This is a genomic window from Marinithermofilum abyssi, assembly GCF_014641195.1.
Classification (GTDB): domain Bacteria; phylum Bacillota; class Bacilli; order Thermoactinomycetales; family DSM-45169; genus Marinithermofilum; species Marinithermofilum abyssi.
The window spans coordinates 36130-61324 of the sequence record NZ_BMHQ01000014.1 but is presented as its reverse complement, the minus strand read 5'-3'; the positions used below and the strand labels follow the sequence as shown (position 1 = coordinate 61324).

Annotated in this window: 23 protein-coding genes and 1 pseudogene; 10 read left to right on the top strand and 14 right to left on the bottom strand. The window is 49.6% G+C overall.

Annotated elements, in window-relative coordinates; genetic code table 11:
* Positions 1 to 317 precede the first annotated feature (317 nt).
* From IEW70_RS16005 to IEW70_RS15995, 3 genes are all read left to right on the top strand, one after another.
* Entirely contained in the window at positions 318 to 545 is a 228-nt protein-coding gene (locus IEW70_RS16005; RefSeq protein WP_188648925.1) for a hypothetical protein, read from the top strand.
* Position 546: 1 nt separating this feature from the next.
* A complete protein-coding gene (locus IEW70_RS16000) occupies positions 547 to 1026 on the top strand; it encodes a DedA family protein (protein WP_188648924.1) in 480 nt (159 codons plus the stop codon).
* A gap of 245 nt (positions 1027 to 1271) precedes the next feature.
* The gene (locus IEW70_RS15995; protein ID WP_188648923.1) at positions 1272 to 2123 is read left to right on the top strand and encodes a patatin-like phospholipase family protein; all 852 of its coding nucleotides are present in this window, start codon (positions 1272 to 1274) and stop codon (positions 2121 to 2123) included.
* A 183-nt stretch (positions 2124 to 2306) separates the two neighbouring features.
* Here the strand turns inward: IEW70_RS15995 and lpdA are convergent, their stop codons facing one another.
* The 4 genes from lpdA to IEW70_RS15975 form a co-directional block, all read right to left on the bottom strand.
* Positions 2307 to 3731, bottom strand: a complete 1425-nt coding sequence (gene lpdA / locus IEW70_RS15990) for a dihydrolipoyl dehydrogenase (RefSeq protein WP_188648922.1) — start codon at positions 3729 to 3731, stop codon at positions 2307 to 2309.
* On the bottom strand, positions 3728 to 4918 hold the full coding sequence (locus tag IEW70_RS15985) for a dihydrolipoamide acetyltransferase family protein (protein WP_188648921.1): 1191 nt from the start codon (positions 4916 to 4918) through the stop codon (positions 3728 to 3730). Before IEW70_RS15985 ends, lpdA begins: the two co-directional genes overlap by 4 nt.
* 75 nt (positions 4919 to 4993) lie before the next feature.
* Positions 4994 to 6025 carry an alpha-ketoacid dehydrogenase subunit beta gene (locus IEW70_RS15980; protein ID WP_188648920.1) on the bottom strand — a complete coding sequence of 344 codons (1032 nt, stop codon included), beginning with the start codon at positions 6023 to 6025 and terminating at the stop codon, positions 4994 to 4996.
* On the bottom strand, positions 6025 to 7038 hold the full coding sequence (locus IEW70_RS15975; protein WP_188648919.1) for a thiamine pyrophosphate-dependent dehydrogenase E1 component subunit alpha: 1014 nt from the start codon (positions 7036 to 7038) through the stop codon (positions 6025 to 6027). The genes IEW70_RS15980 and IEW70_RS15975 overlap by 1 nt, the downstream gene beginning before the upstream one ends.
* 178 nt (positions 7039 to 7216) lie before the next feature.
* On the opposite strand from IEW70_RS15975, the gene IEW70_RS15970 reads away from it, so the two are divergent.
* A complete protein-coding gene (locus IEW70_RS15970) occupies positions 7217 to 8773 on the top strand; it encodes a sigma-54-dependent Fis family transcriptional regulator (protein ID WP_188648918.1) in 1557 nt (518 codons plus the stop codon).
* Positions 8774 to 9200: 427 nt separating this feature from the next.
* Here the strand turns inward: IEW70_RS15970 and IEW70_RS15965 are convergent, their stop codons facing one another.
* Together IEW70_RS15965 and IEW70_RS15960 are read right to left on the bottom strand one after the other, a co-directional pair.
* Positions 9201 to 9872 (bottom strand): AMP-binding enzyme, encoded by a 672-nt coding sequence (locus IEW70_RS15965; protein WP_188648927.1) that lies wholly within the window; start codon positions 9870 to 9872, stop codon positions 9201 to 9203.
* Positions 9873 to 10034: 162 nt separating this feature from the next.
* On the bottom strand, positions 10035 to 10415 hold the full coding sequence (locus IEW70_RS15960) for an AMP-binding protein (protein ID WP_188648917.1): 381 nt from the start codon (positions 10413 to 10415) through the stop codon (positions 10035 to 10037).
* A gap of 502 nt (positions 10416 to 10917) precedes the next feature.
* Here IEW70_RS15960 and IEW70_RS15955 point away from each other — a divergent pair.
* Both IEW70_RS15955 and IEW70_RS15950 read left to right on the top strand, forming a co-directional pair.
* On the top strand, positions 10918 to 12276 hold the full coding sequence (locus IEW70_RS15955; RefSeq protein ID WP_188648916.1) for a helix-turn-helix domain-containing protein: 1359 nt from the start codon (positions 10918 to 10920) through the stop codon (positions 12274 to 12276).
* Between the two features lie 104 nt (positions 12277 to 12380).
* Positions 12381 to 13196, top strand: coding sequence for a S1 family peptidase (locus IEW70_RS15950; protein ID WP_188648915.1), 816 nt, complete (start codon positions 12381 to 12383; stop codon positions 13194 to 13196).
* 52 nt (positions 13197 to 13248) lie between these two features.
* On the opposite strand, the gene gbsB is transcribed toward IEW70_RS15950, so the two are convergent.
* Positions 13249 to 14448 carry a choline dehydrogenase gene (gene gbsB / locus IEW70_RS15945; protein ID WP_373285988.1) on the bottom strand — a complete coding sequence of 400 codons (1200 nt, stop codon included), beginning with the start codon at positions 14446 to 14448 and terminating at the stop codon, positions 13249 to 13251.
* 78 nt (positions 14449 to 14526) lie between these two features.
* Positions 14527 to 15984, bottom strand: a complete 1458-nt coding sequence (gene betB / locus IEW70_RS15940) for a betaine-aldehyde dehydrogenase (protein ID WP_229752038.1) — start codon at positions 15982 to 15984, stop codon at positions 14527 to 14529.
* Between the two features lie 290 nt (positions 15985 to 16274).
* Between betB and cudC the strand changes: the two genes are divergently transcribed.
* From cudC to IEW70_RS15925, 3 genes are all read left to right on the top strand, one after another.
* On the top strand, positions 16275 to 16823 hold the full coding sequence (gene cudC, locus IEW70_RS15935; RefSeq protein WP_229752037.1) for a choline uptake/conversion transcriptional regulator CudC: 549 nt from the start codon (positions 16275 to 16277) through the stop codon (positions 16821 to 16823).
* Between the two features lie 33 nt (positions 16824 to 16856).
* Positions 16857 to 18488: a high affinity choline transporter 1 gene (locus IEW70_RS15930; protein ID WP_188648911.1), complete on the top strand. Its 1632-nt coding sequence runs from the start codon at positions 16857 to 16859 to the stop codon at positions 18486 to 18488.
* 163 nt (positions 18489 to 18651) lie between these two features.
* A complete protein-coding gene (locus IEW70_RS15925) occupies positions 18652 to 18975 on the top strand; it encodes a hypothetical protein (RefSeq protein ID WP_188648910.1) in 324 nt (107 codons plus the stop codon).
* A 148-nt stretch (positions 18976 to 19123) separates the two neighbouring features.
* Here IEW70_RS15925 and IEW70_RS15920 read toward each other — a convergent pair whose 3' ends face one another.
* The 5 genes and pseudogenes from IEW70_RS15920 to IEW70_RS15900 all read right to left on the bottom strand — a co-directional run bounded on the left by IEW70_RS15920 (position 19124) and on the right by IEW70_RS15900 (position 24393).
* A complete protein-coding gene (locus tag IEW70_RS15920; RefSeq protein ID WP_188648909.1) occupies positions 19124 to 19489 on the bottom strand; it encodes a hypothetical protein in 366 nt (121 codons plus the stop codon).
* Between the two features lie 517 nt (positions 19490 to 20006).
* Positions 20007 to 20771, bottom strand: a pseudogene (locus tag IEW70_RS18305) (trans-sulfuration enzyme family protein).
* Positions 20772 to 21021: 250 nt separating this feature from the next.
* Positions 21022 to 21345: a hypothetical protein gene (locus tag IEW70_RS15910; protein ID WP_188648908.1), complete on the bottom strand. Its 324-nt coding sequence runs from the start codon at positions 21343 to 21345 to the stop codon at positions 21022 to 21024.
* Between the two features lie 89 nt (positions 21346 to 21434).
* Entirely contained in the window at positions 21435 to 22733 is a 1299-nt protein-coding gene (locus tag IEW70_RS15905) for an anti-phage deoxyguanosine triphosphatase (protein WP_188648907.1), read from the bottom strand.
* A 49-nt stretch (positions 22734 to 22782) separates the two neighbouring features.
* Positions 22783 to 24393: a gamma-glutamyltransferase family protein gene (locus tag IEW70_RS15900; RefSeq protein ID WP_188648906.1), complete on the bottom strand. Its 1611-nt coding sequence runs from the start codon at positions 24391 to 24393 to the stop codon at positions 22783 to 22785.
* A 174-nt stretch (positions 24394 to 24567) separates the two neighbouring features.
* On the opposite strand from IEW70_RS15900, the gene IEW70_RS15895 reads away from it, so the two are divergent.
* The gene (locus tag IEW70_RS15895; RefSeq protein ID WP_188648905.1) at positions 24568 to 24924 is read left to right on the top strand and encodes an SMI1/KNR4 family protein; all 357 of its coding nucleotides are present in this window, start codon (positions 24568 to 24570) and stop codon (positions 24922 to 24924) included.
* Here IEW70_RS15895 and IEW70_RS18725 read toward each other — a convergent pair.
* Positions 24889 to 25104, bottom strand: a complete 216-nt coding sequence (locus IEW70_RS18725; protein ID WP_505712057.1) for a DUF8617 domain-containing protein — start codon at positions 25102 to 25104, stop codon at positions 24889 to 24891. The two genes, IEW70_RS15895 and IEW70_RS18725, sit on opposite strands and share 36 nt — an antisense overlap.
* Positions 25105 to 25195 lie beyond the last annotated feature (91 nt).

The following is a 25195-nucleotide window of genomic DNA, read 5'->3' as shown; positions in this document are numbered from 1 at the left end:
TCCTCTCCAAGAGGAGCAGGGGACCTGAAAACGGGCCGCGATCTCCCTTATACACGTTTATTTTTCTCTGTTTCTGGAACAAACAAAGCCCTGTCGCCTTTCGGCGCAGGGCTTTGTCATTAACCTCACCTGCTAAAGCAGGTCTTTTTTTCTCACAGGCAGTTCCACTGAAGGGGAAATTTACACAGATTTTTTCACTTGATCTCGTTTGTCAATATTCAACGGATTCCTCAAGAAATAATAATATCTCTTCAACAGAGGCCTGTTAAGATGGATTTCAAATAGGGAATCTTCACGAACATAAAGGGGCGATATGCATGGCCATGACAGCAGAATCCCCCCGCTTGACCGTAAGGCTTGCCCAAAGTGAAGAGGAGATGGAACGAGCCTTTCGGCTCTGGTACGAAGTGTTTATAGAGGGAATATTCGAAAAAACCACACGAAATCCCGACGGTGCTGCTTTACTAACCATCGAGGGAAAGGTCGTCAATGAACGATGGGAACCCTCCGCAAGGAATGACGGGATGACCGGGGAAGGCGGCTAAAGTGGAGGAAACGGCATATGCCCTCATCAAAGAACAGGGATACACGCTTTTGTTCGTGACCGTTTTGGCGGGGGTTATCGGTTTTCCCCTCCCCGACGAGGGGCTGCTGATTTTTGCAGGCACCTTAGTTGCCAAAGGGTGGCTGGATCCCTTACCCACCTGTCTCTGTTGTGTTGCGGCTGTTGCCTTAGGCTCCACCTTTAACTATTGGTTGGCATCCCGACCCCGCCGCCGGTGGTTGTTCCGCTGCAGCAGAAAATGGGGACTTTCGAAAAAGCGGATTCGGACCACCCTGATGCTTATGGACCGGTACGGCGGCTGTGCGATAGCATTCTGCTATTTTATCCCCGGTGCACGGATGGCGATGTCCTATTTGGCGGGTCTCATACGCTTGCGGATCCGGACGTTTGCCGTCGGTTCGGTATTTGGCATTTTTGCTTGGGTCGGCTTTTATCTGTGGTTGGGTTGGATGCTTGTTTAGAAGGAAGGCGGGATACGTGGATACTGTCAGTCATGTGTAGACTGGTGTGACCCCGGCCGGCCCCGCCCATCAGATCCGGCGGTATCAGCTGACCCGGCCCTATCCCAGGCAATTTTTGCGGGATGCGTGCTCAGTTCCAACGCTCTACCACCGGGGAATCACTACTCCCCCGACCGTACCGAGAAACGTATACACTCTCTTTCCGTGGCAAAAAATAACGACATCTTTCCACGGGGGCGGGGTAAATGGTTACAGTCGGAGTAGCATTGGGCGGGGGAGGTGTGGCCGGTTGTGCTCACCTCGGTGTTTTACGGGCGTTGGAGGAAGCAAGGATTTCTATTCATTCCATCGCCGGGACCAGCGCTGGTGCGATATTCGCCGCCTTGTACGCCTGTGGATGCACCCCGGTCCAAATGATTCAACAGTTGCCCCAGATCACTCGGGGAACCCTGGATTACGATTATTCGACCTTATTGAGGAAATTGGTGCGACGAGGAGTCAAAGTACAGGGTCTGGTCAAAGGAAGGAAGCTTCACCAATTAGTGAAGGGATTGATCGGGGACACCCTCATGTCCGACGTGAAAATTCCATTGGCGATCATGGCAGCGGACCTGAAACAGGCCAGGCCGGTGATTTTCGCCTCCCGGCCGCTGATAGAGCCGGCTCCCGATGCGGATATCGTTACAGATATTCGGGTGGCGGACGCCGTCGTGGCGAGCTGCTCGATCCCCCTCATCTTTAAACCCTTCATCCATGGAGACAGGGTGCTGGTGGATGGGGGTCTGCTGGAAAATTGCCCAGTCAACGCGGTTCATGCCCTGGGGGCGGATAAAGTGATCGCCGTCGATATGACCCGTGCCGATCCGGTGCAAACCCCCTTCGATTCCATGCTCGGTGTCGTCAAACGCGCGGTTAGCATAGTTCTCGCCGCGCAGGTGAAACAACTGACCGGTAGGGCTAATGTGGTGTTGCGACCCGAAGTCCATCCGGAGAACTTCCTCGACTTTTCAAAGGCAGTGACATGCATGGAGGTGGGATACTCCTATACCCACAAGCGAATCGATGAAATCAGGAGATCTCTTCAACCAGACCCATAAGGGTAAATCAGCAACGTCCCGACAAACCGCTATCCCTCCTTTTACTGGAATTTACTTTGCCCCTGGTGACAGCTTATTCCGGGGACGGCGACGCTGGGCATGAGCGCTTCCAGGCCGTTTGCAAATTGAACATCCCGAACAACGAACACCACACCAAACCGCCGCCTTCACAGGTAATCCCCCTTAACGACTTAAAGCTGGATTTTTATTAACCATGTGAATGGCTTGATTCAAAACTCCTTCGGCAGCTTCTTGAAGCACTTCTGGCAATGTCGGATGGGCATGAATCATTAACCCTAGATCCTCAGCGCTCATCTCCATTTCAATAGCGATAACCGCTTCTGAAATGAGAGTAGAAGCTTCCGGACCCACAATTTGAACACCAAGGATTTGTTGAGTTGGTTTGTCCGATACAATTTGAATAAAACCTGAGTCTTTACCTAACGTAAGGGCCCGACCGTTGGCTTGAAAAGCCATTCGGCTAACCATCGGATCATACCCTTGTTCTTCAGCTTCCTTAGGTTGCAAACCCGTGTATGCGATCTCGGGATCGCTAAATATGACATAAGGCATGGCGCGGTAATCCACTTCTACGTCTTCCCGATTTATCACTTCCGCCGCAATTTTCCCCTCGAAACTGGCTTTATGAGCAAGTAAGGGGCCACCGGCAACATCGCCAATAGCAAAAATATGGTTTTCCGTCGTACGCAGTTGAGAATCTACGCGAATAAACCCTTTTTCGTCGGTTTCAACAAGGGTGTTTTCAAGGCCCAGGTCAGCGGTATTGGGGACTCGTCCAACCGCAACTAATGCTTGATCGGCGCGAAAATGTTGCTCAGAACCGTTAATAGCAGCTTGGATTTCTACGCCGTCTCCATCGGTGTTGCCGCCTGTTACCTTTGCATTGGTTTTAACGTTTATACCCAACTGTTTCAGACGTTTTGTCACTACTCGAACCAGAGTGGAGTCGACTCCCGGTAGCACCTGGCTCAGCCCTTCGAGGATGGTGACCTCACTCCCTAGCTTCTGATAAGCAATTCCAAGCTCCAAGCCGATATATCCTCCACCGACAATCAGAAGTTTTTGGGGTACGGATTGTAACTGTAGAGCCTCTGTCGAAGAGATCACTTTATCGCCGTCAAAAGGGAGTATTTGCAATTCAGCGGGTTTTGCCCCCGTTGCAATGATACAATGATAAAATTGAAACTTATGGCTTTGACCCGTTGTATTGACCTGAATGGTTTGATTATCGATGAATGTTGCGGTTCCGGAGTAAACTTCCACCTGGTTGGCTTTGAGCAAAGACGCAACTCCGCTGGTCAGCTTTTTTATTAGACCGTTTTTCCATTCCATTACCCGTTGTAAATCCACGGTGATGTCTCCATTGACATCAATACCAAGTTGGGAAGAATGGCGAATCATTTCCAACCGATCCGCCGCAGTGATCAGGGCTTTGGAGGGAATGCATCCACGGGTAAGACACGTTCCCCCCAACCCTCCGTTGTCGATAATCACGACATTTTTACCCGATTGAGCCGCTCGTATGGCAGCGACATAACCCCCTGGTCCTCCACCAATAACGACAACGTCTTTCTTCACTTCACTCATCTCCTGTTATCCTCGAAGGAAATTAACCGGTAAGGATTTTCGATATACGAAGTTAAATCCTGTAGGAATTCTGCCGCGGGTGCACCGTCTAAAACCCGGTGGTCAAACGTTAAGCTTAATTTCATCAACGATCGAATTGTAATTCTGCCATCAAAGACGGCCGGTTTTTCGATGATTCTTCCTACACCTAAGATCCCAACCTCGGGTGGGTTTAAAATGGGTGTAAATTCATCCATACCGTAGGATCCCAAGTTGGTTATGGTAAAGGTGCTGCCGCTCAAATCATCCGTTGACAATTTTCCTTCTTTCCCAGCAGAGGTGAGAAATTTAATTTCTTGGGATAACTGAATGAATGATCTTTCCTGCGCATTTCGTACCACAGGAACCATTAATCCGCGTTCTGTAGAAAGCGCAATCCCTAAATGAATATGTTCAAATTGAATGATGCGCGTTTCCTTCCATTTTGCATTCAACTGGGGATGATTTTGAAGTGTCAAAACGGTAGCTCTGGCTATGAAATCGTTGTAAGTTAGATTCACGCCAAACCGTTGAGCTACATCTTCCTTCATTTGTTGGCGTAATCGAACTAACTCGGTAGCGTCAACTTCAGTATGTAGGGTAAGTTGAGCGGACTCTTGCAGACTCTGATACATCCGGTCTGCAATCACTTTCCGAATACCCGAGACCGGAACTTCTCGGATTTCTTCCGCGGTGGTTTTAACACGATGGCGTGTTTCAACAGTAGCTGCCGCCTCTTTTTTGTTTGCGATGGCCCGTAAAACGTCCTCTTTCGTAATCCGGTTTCCAGGACCGGTTCCTTGAATACTGAAGAGATCGATATTTTCTTTTTTCGCCAATTTACGTGCAGCCGGGGAGACGGGGGTTTTCTTCTTACCAGATTGCTGAGTTTTTCCTTTATCGGTTTCGTCCTTTCTTGGTTGGACATCTTCCCCCTCGGCACTCACCAGTCCAATTACCTCCGAAACAGGGACCACGCCATCTTGAGGGACAACAATGGATAAAACTCCGGAATCGGGTGCCTCGACCTCAATTTCCGTTTTTTCGGAGCTAATAGTAACAACAGGTTCTCCTTTTTCCACTTGCTCTCCCTCGTTTTTCATCCACTCAACCACTGTCCCTTCTTCCATCGACATACCTAGTTTAGGCATGACAATTTCCGTTGCCATCTAGAAAGACCTCCCGTTCTCATGATTTTTCAAAGGACAGAAAGGGGTGGCAATCCTCTCTGTCCTTTCAACGATTTAAACTGTTGTCAATGTATCACCAATAATCTCTTCAACTGCGGCGATGATTTTCTCTGGTGATGGAAGATAAAGGTCTTCCAGGGTCGGTGAAAATGGAACCGGAGTATGAGGTGCGGTGACACGTTTGATGGGGGCATCCAAAAAGTCGAATCCTTGATCGGCTACCATAGCGGCAATATCGGTTGCAACGTTGCACCGCGGATTCGATTCATCTACGATCACAAGGCGAGAGGTTTTTTCAACGGACTCCAAGATCGTTGTACTGTCCAACGGAGACAGAGTGCGCGGGTCTACTACTTCCGCTTCAACTCCTCGTTTGGATAATTTATCCGCTGCTTTCAGTGCTGTATGAACCTGTTTTCCAATTCCTACGATGGTGATATCGTTTCCGCTTCGTTTGATATCCGCTTGTCCAAGCGGGATTTTATACTCACCTTCAGGTACTTCGCCCTTGGTGTTATAGAGGGTCTTATCTTCAAAAAAGATCACCGGGTCATCGTCTTGAATGGCCGTAAGAAGTAACCCCTTTGCATCCGCGGGTGTCGACGGAACGACCACTTTTAAACCGGGAACAAACGTGAACATCGAATAAAGACTTTGCGAATGTTGTGCTGCAGCGCGAAAGCCGGCACCGTGCGTTGTCCGAATCGTAACAGGAGTCTTTACTTTCCCCCCAAACATGTACCGAAATTTCGCTCCTTGGTTCAGCATCTGATCAAAGCAAACGCCCATAAAATCGTTAAACATGAGCTCGGCGACTGGGCGCAACCCCGTGGAGGCAGCACTTACAGCGGCGCCAATTAAAGCGGACTCGCTTATGGGAGTATCCAAGACTCGCTCGCGTCCAAATTTTTTTACGAGACCTTTGGTCACCCCAAGAACGCCACCCCACGCTTCATCATCCTGAAGATGATCCACTTGGGCACCGCCGGCAACATCTTCTCCCAGCAGGATTACATCGGGATTTTTGCTCATTTCAAGATCTAAGGCTTCGCGAATCGCTTCTGCAAACGAGAGTTTTCGACTCATTAAGCCACACCTCCATCCGTTGGATAAGAAACATACACATCTGTGAGCAAGTCATCCTCCGTGGGAAAAGGACTTTCTTCAGCAAACTGAATGGCTTCCTGGACCTCTTGATCAACCTCTTGTTCGATCTTTTCTAGATATTCCTTGGTCGTTATCCCTTCTTCAGTCAAATATTGCTTAAAAGATTGAATGGCATCCTTCTCAGCCAAGTGATCTTTCGTTTCTTCTTCGGTTTTATAAGTTTGAGCATCACCTTCAAAGTGACCGTAATTCCGATAGGTTTTGCACTCAATAAGCGTCGGTCCTTCCCCTCTCTTCGCACGGTCAACCGCTTCCTTAGCCGCTTGATAAACAGCAACTACGTCCTTCCCATCGACATGAACGCCGGGAATGTTATAAGACTGGGCTCGATCAGCAATATTGGTACAGCTGGATGCATAATGGAAAGGAGTTGCCTCTGCATATCCGTTGTTTTCAGCAACAAAGACAACGGGTAATTTCCAAATGGCTGCAAGGTTCAACCCTTCATGGAAGGTTCCTTGGTTGTTCCCCCCATCACCAAAGAAGCATACTGTGACTTGGTCCGTTCCCTTTACTTTCGCAGTCAGAGCGGATCCACAGGCCAGCGGTATACCTCCTCCAACAATTCCGTTGGCCCCTAACATGCCTTTTTCAAAATCCGCAATATGCATGGAGCCTCCTTTTCCTTTGCAAAGCCCCGTAGTTTTACCGTAAATTTCAGCCATCATGCCTTTTAAGTCACATTCTTTTGCGATACAATGTCCATGACCGCGATGTGTGGAGGTAATAAAATCTTGCTTTGTCAAATGAGCACATACTCCGACGGCTACTGCTTCTTCACCAGCATATAAATGGACAAACCCCGGGATCTTTCCTTTTGCAAAAATATCGTGCACAGAGTCCTCGAACTTTCGAATTTGTACCATCTTGCGAAAAATCCAAAGTCCATGATCTTTGCTGATGAGATTTTGTTTCACCTCAGTGTTTTCCATATGTAATCCCCTCCTCTTAGAAACTTCTATCCGTGCAATAAACAAAGCAAATGTAATGCCAAGTTAAAGTTATTGAATTTTCGGGACGTATTTTATCTAAATAGTTAATCTACTTGTTCATGTGTTACAAATCGTTTCACAGATGTCCATTTATGTAAACCGAAAGGAGGTTTACCCCATGCGTCTGACAAAGGCTACTTGGAAACGGTTCGTTCAAGAGGGCACTTTAGATGCAAACCGAATGGAAAAAGTAATCCAAGAATCTTGGTCACGATGCAAAGCATTGGAAATTAACCCCTTTCGTGAGGCCACGGATATCGTTTTAACACCAAAGGAGTTGGAAAAACGGCGGAACCGACTGGATGTCCTAATAACGGAAGCAAAACTACTTATCAAAGAATTGAAAGCGTTTTTACATGAGCATGAGATGATTGCGCTCTTCATTGACCAGGACGGGTTTATTCTTACCCAGGAAGGTTACCCAAGAACACTTGAGAAGGCTAAAAAAATGCGCTTTTTGCCCGGGGCAAAATGGACTGAGGAGTGTATCGGTACGAACGCGATCGGAACCGCGTTGAATACAAAAAAAGCCTTATATGTAGAAGGATTTCAGCATTTTACAGTCTCCTCCCACGATTGGTGTTGTGCTGCGGCCCCTATTAAAACGGCATCGGGAGACCTTATTGCCGTTTTGGATGTTTCCGGCCCAGTTGAAAAAGCACATCCGTATTTGCTTGGCATTGTTACAACAATGGCAGCGTCTCTGGAAGAGAAAATAAAACAACGCTTTCATCTACTTCCCGAGTTGAACGAGTGTTTTGAAGATCCGATTTTCGAAGGGGTAACAGGTACCAGCGAAACTTTTAAAAAAGCCTTAGAACTAAGCAAAAAAGCGGCCTTCGTATCCTATCCGGTTAGCATACAAGGAGAGAGCGGGACGGGCAAGGAATTAGTGGCAAAATATATTCATCGTCTTAGTTCAAGAGCGACTGGGCCTTTTGTCGCTTTAAACTGTGGAGCCATACCGTCTCATCTGGTAGAAAGTGAGCTGTTTGGCTATGAGGAAGGCGCTTTTACTGGAGCCAAACGAGGTGGATATATAGGAAAACTACGTTCTGCCCATAAAGGGACCATTTTTTTGGACGAAGTTGCGGAGTTAAGTCCAGATTTGCAGGTAGCACTTCTCAGGTTCCTTCAAGAACAAACTGTTCGGCCCGTTGGAAGTAACAAGGAATACCAAGTCGATACCCGGGTAATTACTGCGACTCATGAGAACTTAAAGGAACTTGTACGAGAAGGAAAGTTTCGGGAGGACTTGTTCTATCGGCTCTTTGTTCTGCCCATACAACTACCTCCGCTTCGGGAAAGAAAAGAGGATATCCCCTATTTGGCTCACTACTTTTTTCATCTCTTCGGTATCCAAAAAAAATTAACTCAAGAGTCTCTTGATGTTCTCTTCCAATATGATTGGCCCGGTAATATCCGTGAGCTGAAAAACGTCTTAATTGCTGCCAGTGTATTTGTAGATGAAGAGATCATCAGTCCCCTAACTTTGATGCAAATAATTAAAGAGCGTTCCATAGAACCCGATGCAACCACTCTTCTTCCAATTGAATCACGAAATAAAGCTTTAAGACATGCCCTTGAACAAACCCATGGGAATATCTCAAAAGCTGCAAAAATGTTAGGTATTTCTAGGACGACCCTGTATAGGTGGTTAAAAGAGCAAAAATAAATGGACGCATTGATTTATCTTTGGAATCAGCTCACGTTTCCCAACCAGATCCGTTTTTCCGTTGCTAATGTCTCCATCCTTCCTTGTTTCGTATCCTATAAAGAAAAAAACAGCCTTTTTCGGCTGTTGACTTTACAGAATGCATATTCAGTAAAGTTAAACGGAGTATTGACGGCTCTCTAAGGGAGCGAACAGCGTGAAGCTAAAAAGACCACGTTTCCACTTGAATTAAGCCCTCGCCGATATTCGTTAGCTATTAAATAACTAACCTTCTTTTTCCCATGGTTCACTGAGGGATATAGCCCTTTTCCAACTTAGATACTTTTTGAACGACTTCTTGATCGAATGTTTCTGATTCACGATAGATACCTCTTGCACCATATTACACCGGCCCGACAGCCAGGGGTGGGAGCAATCGGAAAACACCCTAGTTGACCTTTTCCCTTCCTGTCCAATATTGCTCCCGCAGTTTGAATTTCTGCAATTTTCCGGTAGCCGTCTTCGGCAGCGATTTCACGAATTCGACCGACCTGGGCACTTTAAAGTGAGCCATCTGTTCGCGACAGAAATCGATTAGGTCCGCTTCGGTCACATCCGCGCCCTCCTTCCGCACCACCAGAGCTTTTGGAGTCTCACCCCATTTTTCGTGTGGCACCGCGATCACTGCAACTTCCATTACGCCGGGATGCTTATACAGAACACCTTCCACTTCAGTGGAGGAGATATTTTCACCGCCGGATATAATAATGTCTTTGAGCCGGTCCAGTATCTCGATGTAGCCGCCGGGATGAACGACGGCCAGATCGCCGGTGTGATACCATCCATTGCGAATGGCTTTTTGCGTTTCTCCCGGTTGCTTGTAATACCCGTCCATCACTCCGCGGGCTACGATTTCACCGATCTCCCGTCCGTTCCATTCGACTTCCTGAGTGTCGTTATCTTGCCGAACCACTTTGGTTTCTCCGTTGAAAGCCATTTCCACACCCTGCCGAGATTTGATCAAGGCTTGTCTTTCCGTTGAAAGGGATTCAAATTCCTTTTTCCATTCGCAATAGAGAATAAACGGGGAAACTTCTGTTGCACCGTACACATGGATCATTTCCAAGCCTAAGAGATCCTGTGCTTTTTGGATCACGGCAAGCTTAGCATCTGGTTTTCGTCGATCTCCGCCTGTATCGGTTCATCCTTGGGACCGGCCAAAAATTTTCGTAATCGATCCCCGGTAGCGAAACTGCTGATCCCCCTTCACCGGAGACGATTACTATTTTCTCCAACTTTGAGGGCGATCATGGGGGACTTTATCGGCAAACTGATCGTCTACAATCAGGACCTTACTGTCGCTGTGTTTCAGGATATAGGCGATATCTTGGGCGGATAACCGGTAGTTGATTGGAACGATTACTGCTCCCAACTGGCCAATTGCGTAAAAGCTTTCCAACATCGGATGGGTATTGGGGAGCATCACTGCTACGTGATCCCGGTTTCTGATTCCATATTGGCGAAGGGCGTTTGAAAGGCGGCTTACCCGTTTCCCGAATTCCCGGTAAGTAAATCGCTTTCCTTCATCCACCACAGCCGTTTTGTCCGGGTAATATTTGATGACACGACGTAACCAGTCCAGTGGTGTCAAAGGAGTAATCATCTTCTTCCCCCGTTCTGTTTTTATGTTTTCATGGCGGCCAACCTTTTGATTCAACCTGCAGTCTAGCCGGTTAAGACCATTCATCGATAGAGGTATCAACCATGGGTGTATACCCGTGTTCAATCGCACACCTCCGATCAAAACAAACCAGCCTCAGAACGGCATGTAATTCTCCTCCGTAAATATTAGCCATTAATCTCTACGTCTATGGCCCGGATGGGAACCTGGTTGACACTCGGCTCAAGAGGTTTCGACCTTTGAAGAAGTCACCCTCTCGAATCCGGTAGCGGGATATAAACTAATAACCTCTCTCATCCATTAATGTTTCGTAAAGATTTTTTATCCCTTTGGTTAAAACCGTGGGAAAGCCTATAAACTGGCAGAAAAGCATGGTATCTTTGAATAAAAGTGCCCTGGTGAGAGAAAAACAGAGAACCAATCTTTACGGTCCAACGGGGGTTTGTCCAAGATATCATCCAACCGGAATCAGGAGGTGCCCCCCATGCAGAACGAAATCGGAGCTGCGTTGAAAAAAGCGAGACAACAAGCGGGTCTCAGCCTGGAAGAAATGCAGGACAAGACCCGGATCGCTCAGCATGATTTGGCCGCATTGGAAGCCGGTCAATTTGACCGTTTGCCAAGCCCCTTTTACGTGCGTTCCTATATCCGTGTATATGCCGCACAAGTGGGACTGGAACCGACCAAACTGTTGAAAAAATATCGTGCCTCCCTTCCTCCCCAATCGGAGGAAACAGTGCATCCTGACCAGGATTCAAAACATCAACATCACAACCTGAACCGGACAGGACCATTTCGTCCAGTCTCGCCGACTTCGGGACAGGAAAGTCAGAACCTGAATCGCACGGGACCATTTCGTCCGGTCTCGCCGACTTCAGGACAGGAAAGCCAGAACCTGAATCGCACGGGACGATTCCGGCCCGTCCATGCCAACTCACAGACGGCTAAACACCGTGCTCTGAAACAGCCGCAACCCAAGGAAACCAAAGTGAACCCGATGCCCGCCTTGCCGGTCCCATCCCATAATTCTGAGGAACCCCCAACTCGATCCCAGACTGCGAGAAACATAAAGCAACAGTCAGACCGGCAAGCGACTGGTGTGAACAGCGGGACCGGACGTTTTCGCCGGACATCACCAACACCGAAACCTTCGGACGAAACTGCCGCCGGAAGCCAATCCAGTCTTTCCCGGACGCAACGTTTCTCATCGTCAAGCGTCGGAGCCGCCGGCCGCCAACATCACCGTCCGAAAGAACCCCGCCATAATCCAGCACGGCAGGATCCCCCATCCCGTCATTCCAATCCGGCGGGTACCTTGACTGACTCCGCATCGCCAAAAGAGGGGAAACGGAACAAATCCAACCGTTCCAAACCGCAGCGCTCCTGGAACAAAGCCAGCTTAGCGGTAGCGACCATCGCCTTATTCATCCTGCCGGGAGCGGTATGGGCCGGGTACAGTTGGTTGGGCCAACCAGCGGAAGAACCTCAAAAGATACAAGCCCAATCTCACTCTTCGGCGGACGCTGAAAGCGAATCTTTCGGTTTGGCACTGGTAGACCGAGATACCACCAGCGGAATCAGTCGATACGAAATGAAAAACGTCCGGGATACCGAGGTGGAAATTCAAGCGAAAGACACCTGCTGGGTTCAGATCAAAGAACATCAAAACGGCGGTTATCTAAAAGACATCACCCTGAAAAAAGGGGAACTGTTCCGATTTAAGCACCCCAAAAGTGTCACCACCGATTTGTGGATCACCCTGGGCAATCCCAAGAACGCCGACATCAAAATCAACGGACAGACGATCACTCCCACCCAGACCATACAAGTGACAAAAAAATAATCCATACAGAAAAAACCCGGAACTGCGGTTCCGGGTTTTTTTCTATGGCAGGAGTTGTTTGTGGAAGAGTCGAAATCATCGGTCATTGAAAGGAGGCTCCTGAAATGAAAAGAAACTCCTGGTGGTTCGCTTTGGTGTTCGCTTTGGTTTTCTTGGTTCCCGCTTGGCCCGCCCAGGCCATCACCTACGGAGAACCGGACAACGGTCGTCATCCCAATACGGGCGCCTTGATCGCGGAGTACAACACACCCGGTGTCAAGGAGCATTTGTGCACCGGTACACTCATTGCTCCAACAGTCTTCCTGACCGCCGCCCACTGCACGGCACATCTGGAATCCAAAGGGATCCCCCGCGATCAAATCTGGGTCAGTTTCGATGACGACGTAGATCCCGTCACTCCCTCTACTCGTTTGTATCACGGAAAATGGGTAACTCACCCGGATTACAATCAACGTCAGTCTAATCCCGCTGATTTGGCTGTAGTCATTTTGGATCAACCGGTAAAAGGAGTCCAGCCCGCCCGGTTGCCGACATCCGGCTTATTTGACCGATTAGCGGCTAAGGGTGCGCTGAAAGACCAACCCTTCACCGCTGTTGGTTATGGAATCCGAGAGCCCGTCACCCAGCCCGGCGGGCCGACTCACCCTTATGACGGCGGACGCTGGATGGCTGTCTCTCAGTTTGATGCCCTAAATGACAACTGGCTCCGCCTCTCGCAAAACACCTCTACCGGCGATGGCGGTACGTGCAACGGAGATTCCGGCGGACCAAACTTTCTGGGAGCCGGTGAAAATGAAACCGATATAATCGCCGGTGTAACGGTAACCGGGGATAGCATGTGCAGAGCCACCAACGTGATCTACCGCCTGGATACGCCATCTGCGCGCAACTTCCTCGATGACTATGTGGAGCTGCCTTAACCACAAAAAACTCCCGGCCTTAAAAGCCGGGAGTTTTGTTATCACCGTCCATTTAATAGAGAGTGGACTCTTCCAAGCCCAGGCAACGGCGATAGATCCATTTGTAACCGTCCAGGTCCACATCCCGCGGATTGCCGAAGGTTTGCGGATCTTCAAAGGCGGCTTTGGCATAACGGTCGATCTCATCCGGGTTGACGCCTTGCTCCAACAGCGTCGGAATTTCGACGTCTTTCACCAGTTGCTCCACTGCAAGTACGGAAGCTTTGGCGGCCTCTTCGGTAGACATGCCTTCGGTGTCCACACCCAGAGCTTTGGCGATACGGGCAAATTTATCCGGAGCACCTTTCCAGTTAAACTCCATCACAGCCGGAAGCATGGCGGAGACACATTGTCCGTGCATCACCGGAACCATACCGCCCAGGGTTTGGGCCATGGCGTGGGCTGCACCGGCGGAGTCGCTACCGTAGGAAAGGCCGGCCAACATGGCAGCTTGAGCCATGTGGTAACGAGCTTCGATGTCGTTGCCGTTCGCATAGGCACGACGCAGATATTTAGCGACATATTCCATTGCCAGCAATGCCACCGAGTCCGTAATCGGCTGGGATTGGTTCATGGTGTAGCACTCGATGGCGTGAGACAGCGCATCCACACCAGTAGCAGCAGTAATGTGCCGCGGCATGGACAGGTGTAATTCAGGATCGATGACGGCCAAGTGAGCCGGGATCAACGGACCGCCGACGTTAAATTTGATCTCGCGAACCGGGTCTTTAATAACCGCCCATTGGGTTACTTCGGAACCGGTCCCTGCTGTCGTCGGGATGGTGGTCAATGGAGGAATCCGTTTTTCCAGGGGCTTGCCGTTATCGGATGCTTCATAGTTGAGGACCGGTTCACCGTGCACTACTTCCACCCCGACCGCTTTGGCGGTGTCCATGGAACTGCCGCCGCCGATGGCTACCAGGCCGTCGCACTTGTTTTCATTGAAGGCTTTGCTGCCGAGAGCGATCAGTTCCGTATCCGGTTCCCCTTGGATTTCGTTGAACACGTGCACATCGATACCGGCCTCTTTCAGGCTTTTTTCAATGGGTTGGGTGATCCCGGCATTATAGATGCCTTTGTCCGTTACGATCATGGCTTTGGTAACGCCGAGTTGTTTCACTTCTTCTCCCACGTTTCTGGCGGCACCGATACCAGACACCACTTTGGTGGGCATCACGAATTCTTTTTGGGACAGCATTTGTTCTGTACGCATCATATCGCATCAGACCTCCCTTGAAAGATATATATAGAAAGTCTTTATTGCTCTTTACGCCTATGGCGTTGTTTTTGATCAACCGAACCACTTCATCGGCTGCGGGTCGAGATTTTGGAAAATGTGTTTTTGCTCCGTGTATTCTTCCAGACCGGTTTTACCCAATTCACGACCGATTCCGGACTGTTTGTATCCGCCCCAGGGTGCTTGCGGGAAGTAGGGATGGAAATCGTTGATCCAAACGGTACCCATCCGCAACGCACGGCTGACCCGTTGCGCACGGTTCATATCACCGGTCCAAACAGCACCGGCCAATCCGTAAATCGTATCGTTGGCCAGACGGATCGCTTCTTCTTCCGTACGGAAGGTTTCAATCGTCAGTATCGGTCCAAAGGTCTCTTCCTGTACGATCCGCATGTCAGAAGTACACCCGTCAAAGATGGTGGGTTCCACAAAGAATCCTTTTTCAAACGCTGCCCCTTCCGGACGTTTGCCCCCGATCAGAAGCTTAGCGCCTTCTTCTTTCCCAATCTCGATATATTTTTCCACTTTGGTGCGATGTTCCGCGGAAGTGAGCGGCCCCATCTGAGTGTTTTCATCCATGCCGTTACCCAGCTTAATGTTTTTCACCCTTTTTACGAGCTCTTCCACAAAGCGATCGTGAATGTTTTCTTCCACCAACAGGCGCGCTCCGGCGGAGCAGACTTGTCCCGCGTGGAAGTAGACGGCATTCAACGCGTAATCCACCGCCGTTTCGAAGTCGCTGTCGGCAAAAACGATATTCGGGTTCTTCCCGCCCAACTCCAACGCAATTTTCTTCACGTTGTTGGATGCGGCTTGCATGATCTTCTTCCCGGTTTCGATCCCGCCGGTGAAGGAAATCAGATCCACATCGGTGTTTTCGGAAAGCTCCGCACCCACAGTCGGACCGGCGCCGGTCACAATGTTGACCACACCTTTCGGGAATCCTACTTCTTCCAACAGTTCGGCGATTTTCAGGGTGGTCAGCGGAGTGATTTCACTCGGCTTCAACACCATGGTGCAACCGGCAGCCAGTGCAGGAGCCAGCTTCCAAGACGCTTGCAGCAACGGGTAGTTCCACGGCGTGATCATACCGCAAACCCCGACGGGTTCCCGAACCACTTTGCTGACGGCATTTTCTATGGGGGCGTCGATCATTTCCCCGCCGTCTTTATCCGCAAGTCCTGCATAATAACGGAATACTCCGGCGATATCATCCATGTCTGCCTGGCTTTCCACCAGGGTTTTCCCGGTGTCCAGGGTTTCCAGACGAGCCAGCTCCTCTTTGTTTTTCTCGATCAATTCGGCCACTTGATACAGTTTTTGTCCCCGTTCCGTTGCGGGCATGTCCGGCCAAAGTCCTTCATCAAAGGCTTTCCGTGCCGCTTGAATCGCACGTTTTGCGTCATCCCGTCCTGCTTCGGGAACGACGGCGATGACTTCCTGATTATAGGGGTTGATAATCTCGCGTGTTTCCCCGGACTGGGCCTCAACCCATTCCCCATCGATAAACATGCGTTTGGTTTCCACGGGCGGACTCCCTCCTCCGTGAGATTGGTTTCGTTTGTACGGTTTTTTCTGTACGAACTGTTCGTTGGCTAGCATAACATTCCCTTTTTTTCTTTGCAACCGGCGAAATAGAATGGTAATTTCTAGTACATGCTGGAATCAAGGGTTTACATTTGACTTTATCCTGGTCTGTGTTACCATGTGAAACGTTCGTTCAAAAAAAACTGTACAAACGTTTCATCCTGAACATTTTGGGGTACTGGAGTATTGGGGCCAGTCCGAGAGGAGTGTCTCAAGTGGGATCCAATGAGGAATCCAAGCTGGAAGAAGCACGGCAGGAATATATCGAATCCCTGTCCGAAACGATGGAAATGTACGGTTTGAGTCCATCTATGGGACGACTGTACGGGATCATGTTTTTTCATGAAGACCCGATGACCCTGGATGAGATGAGAAGTCGGACGGGAATGAGCAAAACCAGTATGAGCACGGGCGTTCGAGCCCTTTCCCGCCTCAAGCTGGTCCACAAAAAATGGCAAAAAGGAGTCCGGAAGGATCTCTACGAGGCAGAACACGATCAATTTCGTTCCTTTGTAGAGTTTTTTGCTCAACAGTGGGAAAAGGAGATCCAAATCAACCGGAAAGCTCTTGCCAAAACGGAGCAAAACTTGAAACGCCTTTTGGAAGAGGAGGACATCTCCCCGGAAACAACGGATCGCATCCGCAAAGATTTAGAGAAACTGAAAGAAGCGAAACGCTACTACGCTTGGCTGGAACGAATGGTCGATGTATTTGAAAGCGGGAAAATCTTTGATCTGGTCTCCATTCCTGAAGACACTGAGTAAAACATGACATCTAAGAGGAGATGATGCACCTTTATGGCTGGTATTACAGAAGATCAGTCTTCGAAGTACAGCAAACTAGGGATTTGGGGAATCGTTTTACTGAGCATCTTTTTGATCGGCTATGCTGCATATACCGGACGTAACATCTTTTGGCCCGGCTTAATCTTTATGATGGTGTTCTTTTTCGTGGTCTACTATGTCGGCGTCTTTGCCGCCAAAAACAACAGCACCGGGCTGAAAGGCATGATGTTGGCCGGACGTTCGATCCCACTATGGGTCGGGATGTTTTCGATGAGTGCCACCTGGGTTGGCGGCGGATATATCAACGGTACCGCAGAGGTAACCTACTCCCAGGGTCTGGTATGGGCCCAAGCGCCATGGGGATACGCAGCCAGCTTGATTATTGGCGGTATCTTCTACGCTCGTAAAATGCGGGCTTATGAGTTTACCACGATGCTGGATCCATTGGAAGCTCGCTTCGGTAAAAAAGTAACCAGCATTCTTTTCTTACCCGCACTGGCCGGAGAGGTTTTCTGGAGCGGCGCTATTTTGACGGCTCTGGGAACCACCTTCGGAACCATCCTTGGCTTGGATTTCACAACCTCTATTATTATTTCGGCGATATTCGCCATCGCTTATACCATCGTCGGTGGCATGTGGTCTGTTGCATATACAGACGCAGTGCAACTTTCCATCATCTTGCTCGGACTGTTTTTGATTATTCCATTTGCCATGGAACACACCGGTGGACTAGCTGAAAACTGGGCAAAATACTCTGCCGGAATGAGTAAAATGGGAACCAACTATACCAGCTTGTTCCCTCCGTTGGATGGATGGAAGGATCCGAGTTGGGGCAACGCTTACTGGCAATGGTGGGATTTCGCCCTCTTGGTGGTTTTCGGCGGTATTCCATGGCAAGTGTACTTCCAACGGGTGCTTTCCGCCAAAAGCCCCAATGTCGCCATGTGGCTCTCCATCATGGCTGGCTTCGTTGCCTTGATTATCGCCATCCCCTCCACCTTGATCGGGATCATGGGCTACAATGCTGATTGGAGTGCCCTCGGTGTTGAAAAGCCGGAAAATGCTGCGATGGTCTTCCCTTATGTGCTTCGCTACCTGACTCCAGAGTTTATTGCAGCACTGGGATTAGGTGCCTTGGCTGCAGCAGTAATGTCCTCTGTCGATGCCTCCATTTTGTCGGCAGCTTCCATGTCTTCCTGGAACGTTTACCGCCCCTTGGTAAAGCCGAATGCTACAGCACAACAGCTGGGCAAAGTGATTAAGCGTGCTATTTTGATTGTCGGTGTAGCAGCCACCTTGATCGCACTGAACGTGCGAAGTGTCAATGATCTGTGGATTCTCTGCAGTGACTTTGTTTATGTTATGCTGTTCCCGCAGCTGACGATGGCACTGTTCTCCAAAAGCGCAAACAAATATGGCTCCATCGCCGGCTTGATCGTTGCGTTTGTATTGCGGTTTGGCGGCGGTGATCCTGTACTTCACATTCCTCGACTGATTCCTTATCCGATGGTCGAGAATGGCGAAGTGCTGTTCCCCTACCGAACCTTCGCCATGGTAAGCAGCTTGATTGCCATTTATGTCGTGTCTAAATTGACCGCGAAGGCATGCCCGCCCCGACCGTTGAAAAACCCGAGAAAAGTTTAACCGGATCAACCCTACCCGCTAAAAACACGGGATAACACTATCTGCCGCTTCCTTCGGAAGCGGCTTTTTTTATATTGTTCGCGACAAAACTTTGTTCTACTATGAAATCGGGGCCTTTTCAATTCCTTTTATCGCAATGGACTGGAGGAGGATGGAAAACCACATGCGAAAGATGGACATTCAAATCGATATCGCCCGTGAAAAAGAAGGAATGCAAAAAGAAGAATTTCACCAAGATCTGCGCTCGCTGCTGGAAAAATACTTTGAAGTCAACTCCATCCGGATCCGAAAAGAAGTACATACCATCGAAGTGGAGAATGTAAAATTAAAAGAAACCGAGGAAAACCATGTGATGCCCGACACACTGGACATCGAGCGTCAACCGCTGGTTCAGGTGTTTGCTGATGTCAGTGAACCGTCGGAACAGCAGTCCAACCCAAAGAAGCCCGCAGTGAAAAAGAAAAGCGAAAAGAAAAATTACTTCTAATGAAAACAGCTCCCGCAGCTGATAGCTGACGGGAGCTGTTTTGGACAGACAGCTATAATGGATACCAATCCGGCAGGCGAACCTCAAAAAACGGCATGTAGAGCTCTGTTCAGATGAAGCACGACATTTTCCGCTTTGAAAATACCATTCACAAATTGCTGATCCTTTTTTTATCAAAAGAGGGATAGCGCCTTAAGATGTAAATAGTCCGCAAAAGTATCTTGTACCGTTGCCTCACTTCTTCTTGATAGGCCGGAAAAGACTCCCCGTTTAAAAACAGCAGACTGAAACAGGAAAGATACAAAAAGCTGACAACCTCGTGCACTTGAGGATGCCGCTCTGTCAATTGGCGCCGGTGTACCGTTTCTTGCAACTCCTGCACCTTGCTCCAAACCATTTGGATCGTACCTGTATCCTGTAGATTATCCAAACGCAAAAGGGCTTGTACACATCCGTCGATGGCGGGGAGGATTTCCCGCAGCTCTTGGTAACGCCGGCTTTTTTTGAGAACCACTTGTTATTCCACCACCAAGATATCCAGAATTGGAAAATCGCAATGACTGGAACTGTTACATTTATAATGATTTTAAAGGATCTGTTATAACCATCCATTCACCGTCAATCTTCCATGGACTCTTTGCGTCCTTGAGCTTCCTCACCATTTGTCAAAATAATCCCAAATATTACTCAAATCCAACCTCCTTCTCCCGTCTTTTCAAACCGTACCCATCACATATGTCGAATATTGTTCCGTAAGATTAAAGAAGAATCCATAATTTCTATTAAATTTTTTGAAGGATGTAGATACACTATACCACCTCTTGCCGGAGGGTTCAAGAATATTTTTCCAATGATAACATGCAGGGATGATGAAGCTTTTCTTATCAAACGAAAGCTGAGGCACAGGCAAAGGAAAAATCACCGTTGCCTCTTGACTCGGCCATCGATTCGGAACGGACAGCAGAACATCAGTGACGTCGCAGAGGGAGTACGGGCAGAAACATCTGGGGGAAGCAAATCACCCTCTTCTCTCAGTTCAGCTCGTTCAACACCTGTTCCAGATCCGAAATGATATCTCTCACATCTTCTATTCCAACGGAGAGCCGGATCATATCCTCCGTAATCCCCATTGCCGTCGAAGGGGTTCGGGAATCGATGAATGGGTCATCGTCGCCAGGTGTTGAATCAGCGTGGTCACTTCTCCCAGGCTGACGGTAAGAGTACATAGCTGTAACGGTTCAGCATGCGAAAAGCAGCTTCTTGTCCGCCCTTTACCCGGAAAGTGATCATACCGCCCGGTGCCCGCATCTGTTTTTCCACCAACGCCCGTTGCGGATGATGTGCCAGCCCCGGATAAAAAACTTCGGATACGGCAGGATGTTCATGCAGAAAACGAGCCACTTCTCGGGCGTTTTCCACATGCCGGTCCATGCGAACAGCCAAGGTCTTCAGACCCCGTAACAGCAGCCATGCGTCAAAGGGGGACAATACCCCGCCGATGTCCTTTAAGCTGGTCATGCGGAGAATATCCATCTGCTCCTGTGACCCCAAGGCCACACCTGCTTCCGCCCCTTCCAACTCCGCCATTTTCTTTTCCACTGCTGCAGGGTGGGATTTCCCAGCCGCGTGTATATATAGCCCTCTTCTTCCCCGGCGAACCGCTTTGCTCCTTGTTCCGCATGATCAAATACAAACGTGGATGCTTGATACAGCGGCAGAACAATCGCCCCCGTATGCGGACAAGGTGCCAACGAACCATGAACCAGCTGAGTGGCAAATGCCTGTGGATGTTTCATACGCTCTCCCCTCCGGGTTTATCTAGGTAAGAGCTTTCAAAATAGAATATGCAACCGGGGGGCTTGGAGAGCCTTCCATAGCCTGACCGCCTATTCCTTCGGTTTCTTTTGATTGTTTACTTCCACCAACCACAGTGGATTTTAGGCAAATTAAATCCGTGGCTTTTTATTCCCGGTCATTTATCCTTCCACTTTTGTACTACTTTATAATGTGGCCAAACTCATCATCCATTCTATCCCTATTTTTCGTTTACTTCCTTTCCACTACCTCCACCAGCCGCACCAGTTTCCCGACCATGCATTTGCTCACAAGTCCCGTCCCTGGACGTACTTTGACCACCACACGCAACCCTTCTTTTTCTAATGACTGGGTGTTCCCGATCAACTGATACCGGTTCCCCTGATCATCCTGCAACACCCAGCAGCCCCCTTGCACATCGAGATAATGCATCGTTCCCTCGAGAAGAAAATCTTCGGCCACTGTACTCCGATCTGCGTCCGCCGTGAGAGAAGAGATGCTTCCAAATAGCGACATCATAGCCGTTACGATAAGGAATACACCAAACTTCCGCATATCTCTGCCCCCTTTGGTGACCCATGGTTTCTTTGATTCCCCATTAGTCTGTCACAGGGGGTATTTTTCTCATGCAGGGAAAGCGGGATTCATGGAACCATCGGTCCATTCCCATATAGTCTCTGCGCCCATTTAAGAGCAAAGTGATCGGTCATCCCAGCGATATAATCACAAATGATGCGCTCTTTATCCTCCGGTGACGCCTGGATGATCATTCTGTCGCTTTCCGGAAGCAATTTCACTTCATCCCGAAAGGCATCAAACAAAAGTCGTACCACTCGTTCCCCTTTCCAGCCGGTGGCTTGGACAGGTGGAGAGTCAATCACGCGCTGCTTCACTAACTTTTTTAAGCGCTCAATGAAATGGAGCCACTCCGGCTCCAGTACTGCCCGGTAACGAAAGCGGGGAGAGTAGCCTTCTTCCCCCTGGCTTTCCACGGACACCCTCGTTACAAAACCTGAGATCAGATAAGCGATTGCATTTTTCAGCCGATGTTTGGCATCCGTCTCTTTCAGGGAAAGCCCCCGAAGAAGTGCACTTGCGTTGCGGAGTTCTTCCGGCAGATGTCCCCATTCGACCAGCTGTTCGGCCAGTTCTGCCGGTTCTACCCACCCCAGGCTGATGGCGTCTTCCAAGTCATGCGTGGCGTAAGCGATGTCGTCAGCCAGCTCAATAATGGAGCATTCCAAGGTAAGATGACGGGTCAGCCGACCCCCCTTGGGAGCCGGCATCTGTTCTTGGAAAAAGGATTGCTCTTTCGGGCTGTAGGGAGACAACAACCATTCAAATACCTCCCGGTCACAGGAAAACACACTGGATTTAGGCGGCTGATCTCTCTGTACACTGCTTAACACCTTTACTGCCTGATCGTAACGAACCGGATACTTGATGACACTGAGAAGCAATCCTCGGGTCAGATTGAGCCCTTCTCCCCGCTTTCCCTCCAACCGAGTTAACAACCGAAATGTATGGGCATTGCCTTCAAAGCCGCCATATTGACGCATACAGCAGTTGAGGGCCCGTTCCCCTTGATGCCCGAATGGAGGATGACCCAAATCATGAGCCAATGCCGCCGCTTCAATCAAAGACAGATCCAGCCGCCGTCCGCTCTCCCCATGCCAAACAGTCCGGTTCAACTGAGCAGCTATACTCCGGGCGATCTGTGCCACTTCCAGGGAGTGTGTCAAGCGGGTGCGATGAAAATCCCCTGCCTCCACCCCCAGCACCTGGGTTTTGGATTGGAGCCGGCGAAACGCAGCACTATGTATGATACGGCCATAATCCCGTTCGAAAGGACCGCGGATGTCTCTTGCTGATCGTGGGGATTCTTGATGCCTTCTCTCCTGATCCACATCCGTGTACAAGGAATTTTTACTGACTGACGGCACGCTCTGACCCCCTTCGATAATGATCCTGCCCGTCGGAGATGGAACCCGTTTACCACACCGCGATCGCACCGTCAGTCCGGGGCTCTGTCCCTCCTGAGAGTACGCCGGTCACCGGATCCCGCCAAATGATCTGACCTCTTCCAAATCTGCCCGAATGCGGCGCGATGCGGATATCATGCCCCCTGCGCAACAACCCTTTCACGATATGAGCGGGAACATCCTGTTCCACCGCTACCTTTTTGCCGCCCATCCACTGCCAGCGCGGGGCGTTCAGGGCGGCTTGCGGGTTCAGGTAATAATCCACCGAGTTGAGGATCACTTGTACATGACCCTGGGGCTGCATAAACGCTCCCATCACCCCAAAAGGACCGATGGCGTCGCCGCCTCGGGTAACAAACCCGGGCATGATCGTATGGTAGGTACGTTTACCCGGAGCGAGGCAGTTGGCATCCTCCCCTTTAAGAGAAAACGTATGGCCCCGGTTATGCAGGCTGATACCCGTTTCGGGTACCACCAATCCCGATCCAAACCCCATATAATTGCTCTGGATGAACGAAACCATATTTCCTTCCCCGTCCGCAGCGGCCAGATAGACCGTCCCTCCCCTGAGTGGTTGGCCGGGGGATGGATGGATGGCATTGTGACCGATCAGGCTTCTCCGTTTTTCCGTATAGGCTTCCGACAACAAATCCTCGACGCTGATCGTCATATCGCGAGGGTCGGTGATGGTTTGCCGACCGTCCGCAAACGCCAGTTTGATCGCTTCCACCTGCCGATGATAAGATTCTATACTTTCCTTTTCGCCCAATGAAAATCCCTTCAGGATGTTCAGCACCATCAGGGCGACTAATCCCTGGCCGTTGGGGGGCATCTCCCAAATATCGTATCCCCGGTAACAAACCGAAATTGGATCGACCCACTCCGGCTGATAATCAGCCAGATCCTCTTTGGACAGAGGAGCATCAAAGGATTGCGCAAAGCGGTGAATTTGCTCGGCCAACTCCCCCCGGTAAAAGGATTCCCCATCGGACTCACCGATTTCCCGCAACGTGTCGGCATGAGCGGGGGATGACCACATTTCTCCCGCCCTCGGCGCTTTTTCATCCGGTGCAAAGGTGGCAAACCAGTGCCGAAACTCTTCGCCATGAAGCACCTGCCGATAGGTTTCCACAGCCTGCTGCCAAAACCGGGCCAACACAGGTGTCAAGGGATACCCTTCTTCTGCATAGCAGGCGGCCGGTTCCAACACTTCCTTCAAAGGAAGCCTGCCGAATCTGTGGGACAGTGCCGCCCAAGCCGCGGGCGCGCCGGGAACGGTAACAGGCAGCCATCCATACTCGGGCATCTCATCGTAACCGGCTTGACGAACCCGTTCCACTGTCAGCGCACGGGGAGCGGGTCCGCTGGCGTTTAATCCGTACATGCGCCCCTGATGCCACACGATGGCAAACGCGTCACCGCCGATACCGTTGGAAGTGGGCTCCACGACGGTGAGACAGGCTGCCGCCGCCACGGCGGCATCGACAGCATTTCCCCCTCTTTTCAGCATGTCCAGCCCCGCCTGGGCAGCCAATGGCTGGGACGTGGCCACCATTCCTTTGCGTGCGTAAACCGTCATGCGTTGGGAGGGATAGGGATTGTAAAGGGGATCGTATTTCATGGGAATCGTGTCGTCCTTTCCATACAGTATAGTGCGATAATACAGAGAATTGGCGCGTTTTTGCAACCGTATGTATATTTGTTTGTTTGCTTTTGCCCGACTCCTCTTCCCCCTTTTCGCCCCTTTCGGATCCGTTTTTAACTGGAAAGCTCGGTAGAACACTTAAAGCAAATCTTGAGACCACCCGCCACCCCAACATTTGGAGGACAAAGGACTTTTGAGGATATCGAAAAACAGCTAGGGACCCCTTTACCTACAGACTATAAAGAGTTTATTTCAATTTACGGGACAGGTAGTATAGAACACTTTATTTGGGTGTTGAATCCGTTTGTCGATAATGAGCATCTGAATTTGATCAGTGAAAAAAGTGACATCTTAGACGCATACACAGTATTGAAAAATGAATTTCCTCATCATTTCAAGCATGAAGTATATCCAAATAAAAACGGCCTTTTGCCTTGGGGAATAACAGACAACGGTGATGAGTTATTTTGGCTAACGGATGGTACTCCAGATCATTGGAACCGTTAAAAACGAAGAGACGATCACATCTTGGGCAGATCCATACCTCTTTTTTAGGTGCGGAATGTCTAAAGGACTTTGTATATCCATGTTCACAATCTCATCCCATTCGACATCAGTATAAACGATGAGCTCGATTTCATTGGGAGATCTTATAGTTGAAAGAATCTCCCCACATTTACACGTCATCCTAGCCATTTCTCATTCTTCCTTCTTGGATTTTCCTTATCGCTTTGCTTCTCAGAAATACTATCCACAGCACGTCTACAGCCATTTCCAT